The following is a 5,501-nucleotide window of genomic DNA, read 5'->3' on the forward strand; positions in this document are numbered from 1 at the left end:
CGGTCGAACGGCAGGTCCTGGTGGCTCCAGGCGGCGAGGTCGGTCTCCCGGACCCGGGTCAGCAGCTCACGGAAGCTCGGATCGCCGCTGGTGTCGGTACGCAGGACGAGCGTGTTGACGAAGAAGCCGATGAGATCGTCGAGGGCCGGGTCGGTGCGCCCTGCGACGGGTGAACCGAGCGGAATGTCGTGGCCGGCGCCGGAGCGGGACAGCAGGGTCGAAACCGCCGCCTGGGCCACCATGAACAGGGTGCTGCCGGTGTCCTGGGCCAGCGAGGTGAGCGAGTCGTGCAGGGCCGCCGAGCAGTGCACGGTGTGTGTGGTGCCCCGGTTGGACGCGGTGGCCGGCCTGGGCCGGTCGGCCGGGAGCGTGGCCTCCTCCGGAAGTTCGGCCAACGTGTCGCGCCAGTAGTCGAGTTGACGTTCCTCGTCGCTTCCCAGGAGCCGTTGCTGCCAGAGGGAGTAGTCGGCGTACTGGACCGGCAGCGGCTCCCACGCGGGGGCGGAGCCCTCGGTGCGGGCCTCGTAGGCGGTGACCAGGTCGCGGAAGAGCGGTCCGTTGGACCAGCCGTCGGAGGCGATGTGGTGGATGACCACCAGCAGGATGTGTTCCTGCTCGCCGACCGAGAGCAGATGCGTGCGGATCGGCGGCTGGACGGACAGATCGAAGGAGGCCGAGGAGAGGTCCGCCAGTCGTGCGGTGAGCTCCTCCTCGGTGGTGGCGATCAGGGGGAGGTCGATGCTGGCCGGGGGAAGGATGTGCTGGTGGGGGGTGCCCTCGTGGGTGGGGAAGACGGTGCGCAGGCCCTCGTGGCGTGTGGTGAGGTCGGTGAGGGCGAGCTGGAGGGCCCGGTGGTCGAGGGAGCCCTTGAGTCGCAGGGCGAGCGGGATGTTGTAGGTGGCGGAAGGGCCCTCCATCTGGTCGAGGAACCACAGACGCTGCTGCGCGGACGAGAGCGGGATGATCTCCGGGCGCTCCTCGGGCATCAGTGCCGGCCGGGGCAGTTCGCCGCTGCCCGCGGTGACGCACTCCGAGAGGGCAAGGACCGTCGGGTTCCGGAACAGGTCCTTCACCCCGAGCTGGACCCCGAACGCGCGCCGGATGCGGCTGATGAGGCGGGTGCCCAGCACCGAGTGGCCGCCCCGGTGGAAGAAGTGGTCGTCGATGGTGACCGACGGCAGTCCGAGAACGGCCGCGAAGAGGCCGCAGAGCACCTCTTCCTGCGGTGTGCGCGGGGCGCGACCGTTGGTGGCGTGGGAGACCTGGGGTGCGGGCAGGGCGCGTCGGTCGACCTTGCCGTTGGTGGTGAGGGGGATCTCGTCGAGGACGACGAAGGCGGAAGGGACCATGTACTCGGGCAGGGCGTCCGAGACATGACCGCGCAGCTCGGCCACGTCGATCCGGGCGCCGTCGGCGGCGACGAGATAGGCGACGAGGCGTTTGTCGCCGGGCCGGTCCTCCCGGACCACCACGGTCGCCTGCCCCACGCGACCGTGGGCGGTCAACGCGCCCTCGATCTCGCCGAGTTCGATGCGGAAGCCGCGGAGCTTGACCTGCTGGTCGGCGCGGCCGAGGTATTCGAGGGAACCCTCAGGATTCCAGCGGACCAGGTCGCCGGTCCGGTACATCCGTGTACCGGCCGGGCCGTACGGGTCGGCCACGAAACGATCGGCCGTCATGCCCGGCCGGCCCAGGTAGCCACGGGCGAGGCCGGCGCCGGCGATGTACAGCTCGCCGGGGGTGCCCGGCGGAACCAGCCGCAAAGCCTCGTCCAACACGTACAGCCGGTGGTTGTCCAGGGGTTCGCCGATCGGGATCGCACCCGTGTAGTCCAGCGGGCGGTGGATGCGGTGGGTGGTGGCGAAGGTCGTCGTCTCCGTCGGACCGTAACCGTTCACGACAGTGACGTCCGGGCAACGGTCCATGACGCGGCGCACCGCCTCCGGCGGAACCACATCACCCCCGGCCCACACCTCACGCACCCCGGCGAACGCCTCCGGAACCTCCTCCGCCATCACCCGGAACAGACCCGCCGTCAGCCACAGCGCGGTGATCCCGCGCTCGGTCAGCAGCCCGCCCAGGGTCCCGGGGTCGAGGTAGCCCGGGGGCGCCACCACGACCGCTCCCCCGTTCAGCCACGGCACCCAGATCTCGTGGGTCGCGGCGTCGAAGGTGTGCGGTGAGTGGAAGAGCACCCGGGTGTGGTTGCCGTTCGCGTACATGGTCTGGGCGGCGAGGTCCGCCACATTGCGATGCGTGACCGCGACACCCTTCGGCACCCCCGTCGAACCCGAGGTGAACATCACGTACAGCCACTGGTCGGGGTGGGCGCGGGGCGCCGGTGGTGTCGACGGGAGGTGGGCGAAGCCGTCGTTGCCATCGAGCACGACGGTCTCGGCGGCGGTCCGGGCCACGATCGGGTGATCGGCCAGCGCCTGGTCGGTGAGCAGGACCGACGCCGCGGTCTCTGTGAGGATCCGCAGCAGACGGGTGTCGGGGTCCGCGGTGTTGAGCGGGGCGTAGACCCCGCCGGCCTTGACCACTGCGAGGAGCCCGGTGAGCAGGTCCGCCGACCGCTCCATCAGGACGGCGACGACACTCTCCGGCCGGACACCGAGGCCCACGAGATGGTGGGCCAGCCGGTTGGCTTCCGCGTCCAGCTCCGCGTAGGTCAACTCCCGGTCGCCGTCGACCAGTGCTGTCGCGTCCGGGGTACGGGCGGCCTGTGCGGCGAACAACTCCGCGAGGCCCGCACCGGAGGAACCGGTGACCGCGCCGTTCCATCGCTCAAGCAGCTGGTGACGCTCGTCCGAACCGATGAACTCCAGCTCGCCGACGGGGACTTCGGGGCGCTCGACGGCGTCGCCCAGCAGCCGGACCAGTCGGCCGGTGACGGCCTCGACGGTGCCGGCGTCATACAGGTCGGTGGCGTACTCGACCCTGATGTCCAGTCCACCCGGGCGGCCGTCGGCCGTGCGGTGTTCATGGCAGGAGAAGGTCAGGTCGAACTTGGAGATCTCCAACGTCGTGAAGCGCGACTCGGCGGAGATTCCCGGGAGTTCGAGGGTGGGGGTGAGCGCTTCCTGAAGGGTGAGCACCACCTGGAAGAGGGGGTGCCGGGCGGTGGAGCGCTCGGGGTTGAGGGTCTCCACCAGCCGGTCGAAGGGCAGGTCCTGGTGGGCCCACGCCGCCAGGTCGGCCTCCCGGACCCGGGAGAGCAGGTCGCGGAAGCTCGGGTCGCCGGTCAGATCCGTGCGCAGCACCAGGGTGTTGACGAAGAAGCCGACCAGATCGTCCAGGGACTGCTCCGAGCGGCCCGCGATCGGGGCGCCGATCGGGATGTCGTCCCCCGCGCCGGAGCGGGACAGTGCGGTGGCGACGGCGGCCTGGACCACCATGAACATGGTGCTGCCGGTCTCCCGGGCCAGCCGTGTCAGCGCGTCGTGCAGCTCCGCGGGAACGTGGACGCCGTGGGTGGAGCCGCGGTAGGTGGCGACCGCCGGACGCGGACGGTCGGCCGGCAGGGTGGCCTCGTCGGGCAGCCCGTCCAGAGTGTGGCGCCAGAACTCCGCCTGCCGCTCCCCGTCCGCCGCGAGCAGTTCCTGCTGCCAGAGGGTGTAGTCGGCGTACTGGACCGGCAGCGGCTCCCACGCGGGGGCGGTGCCCTGCGTGCGCGCCGTGTAGGCGGCCGTCAGGTCCCGCAGCAGCGGGGTGGTGGACCAGCCGTCGGAGGCGATGTGGTGCATCACCACCAGCAGGACGTGTTCCTGGTCGCCGAGGGCGAACAGGGCAGCTCTGACCGGCAGTTCGGATTCCAGGTCGAAGCTGCGGGCGGCCTGTGCGCCGAGCTCCGCTTCGAGTGCGGCCTCGGTCGTCGCGATGACGGGCAGCTCCACCCGGACCTCGGCCGCCGGAAGCTGCCACTGGTAGGCGGCGTCGTCCGCCATTCCGAAGAGGGTGCGCAGCGACTCGTGCCGCACCACCAGGTCGGTGAGCGCGAGCTGGAGGGCCTGATGGTCGAGTGCGCCCGTGAGGCGCAGGGCCAGCGGAATGTTGTACGTCGCCGAGGGCCCCTCCAGGTGGTGCAGGAACCAGAGGCGCTGCTGGGCCGAGGAGAGCGGCACCCGCTCGGGCCTGACCGCCTCCCGGAGCGCGGGCCGCTGCACCGCGTCACCGCCCGCTTCCACGTACTCGGCCAGCGAGGCCACCGTCGGGCCCTGGAAGAGGTCCCGGACGGTGATCTGGACACCGAAGGTCTGCCGGATGCGGCTGATGAGGCGGGTGGCGAGCAGGGAGTGCCCGCCGAGGTGGAAGAAGTGGTCGTCGATGGTGACCGACAGCAGTCCGAGGACCTCCGCGAAGAGACCGCACAGGACCTCCTCGCCCGGCCCCCGGGGTGCGCGCCCGGTGGCGTCGTTGCCGAACTGCGGGGCGGGCAGGGCGCGTCGGTCGACCTTGCCGTTGACGGTGAGCGGGATCTCGTCGAGGACCACGAAGGCGGACGGGACCATGTACTCCGGGAGCGTGCCGGCGATCTCGCGACGCACCGCCTCGGTGTCGATCCGGGCGCCGTCGGCGGCGACCAGGTAGGCGGCGAGGCGCTTGTCGCCGGGCCGGCCCTCCCGGACCACGACCGTCGCCTGCCCCACCGCCTCCTGAGCGGCCAACGCGCTCTCGATCTCGCCGAGTTCGATGCGGAAGCCGCGGAGCTTGACCTGCTGGTCGGCGCGGCCGAGGTATTCGAGGGAGCCTTCGAGGTTCCAGCGGACCAGGTCGCCCGTCCGGTACATCCGCGTACCGGCCGGACCGTACGGGTCGGCGACGAAGCGGTCGGCGGTCAGCGCCGGGCGGTCGAGATAGCCCTGTGCCAGGCCGGCTCCCGCGATGTACAGCTCGCCGGGAGTTCCCGGCGGAACCAGCCGCAATCCCTCGTCCAACACGTACAGCCGGTGGTTGTCGAGAGGCTCGCCGATCGGGATCGCACCCGTGTAGTCCAGCGGGCGGTGAATGCGATGGGTGGCGGCGAAGGTCGTCGTCTCCGTCGGACCGTAACCGTTCACGACGGTGACGTCCGGGCAACGGTCCATGACCCTGCGTACTGCCTCCGGCGGAACCACATCACCCCCGGCCCACACCTCACGCACCCCGGCGAACGCCTCCGGAACCTCCTCCGCCATCACCCGGAACAGACCCGCCGTCAGCCACAGCGCGGTGATCCCGTGCGCAGCGATCAACTCCTCGTACGCTGCCGCGTCGAGATGTCCCGCGGGGGCGACGACGAGGGTGCCACCGTTCAGCCACGGCACCCACATCTCGTACGTCGAGGCATCGAACGCCATCGCGGAGTGGAACAACACCCGACCGTGGTTGCCGTTGGCGTACATCGTCTGCGCCGCCAGGTCCGCCACATTGCGATGCGTGACCGCGACACCCTTCGGCACCCCCGTCGAACCCGACGTGAACATCGCGTACACCGGCTGATCCGCATGCACCGACACACC

Annotated in this window: 1 protein-coding gene; it reads right to left on the reverse strand. The window is 70.9% G+C overall.

Annotation, left to right across the window (positions count from 1 at the left end; all coding sequences use genetic code 11):
• A partial coding sequence (locus tag ACFVX4_RS41445; RefSeq protein WP_389988510.1) for an amino acid adenylation domain-containing protein occupies nucleotides 1-5,501 on the reverse strand: 5,501 nt, incomplete at both ends.

The organism is Streptomyces sp. NPDC058240, from assembly GCF_042882135.1.
Taxonomy (GTDB): Bacteria; Actinomycetota; Actinomycetes; order Streptomycetales; family Streptomycetaceae; genus Streptomyces.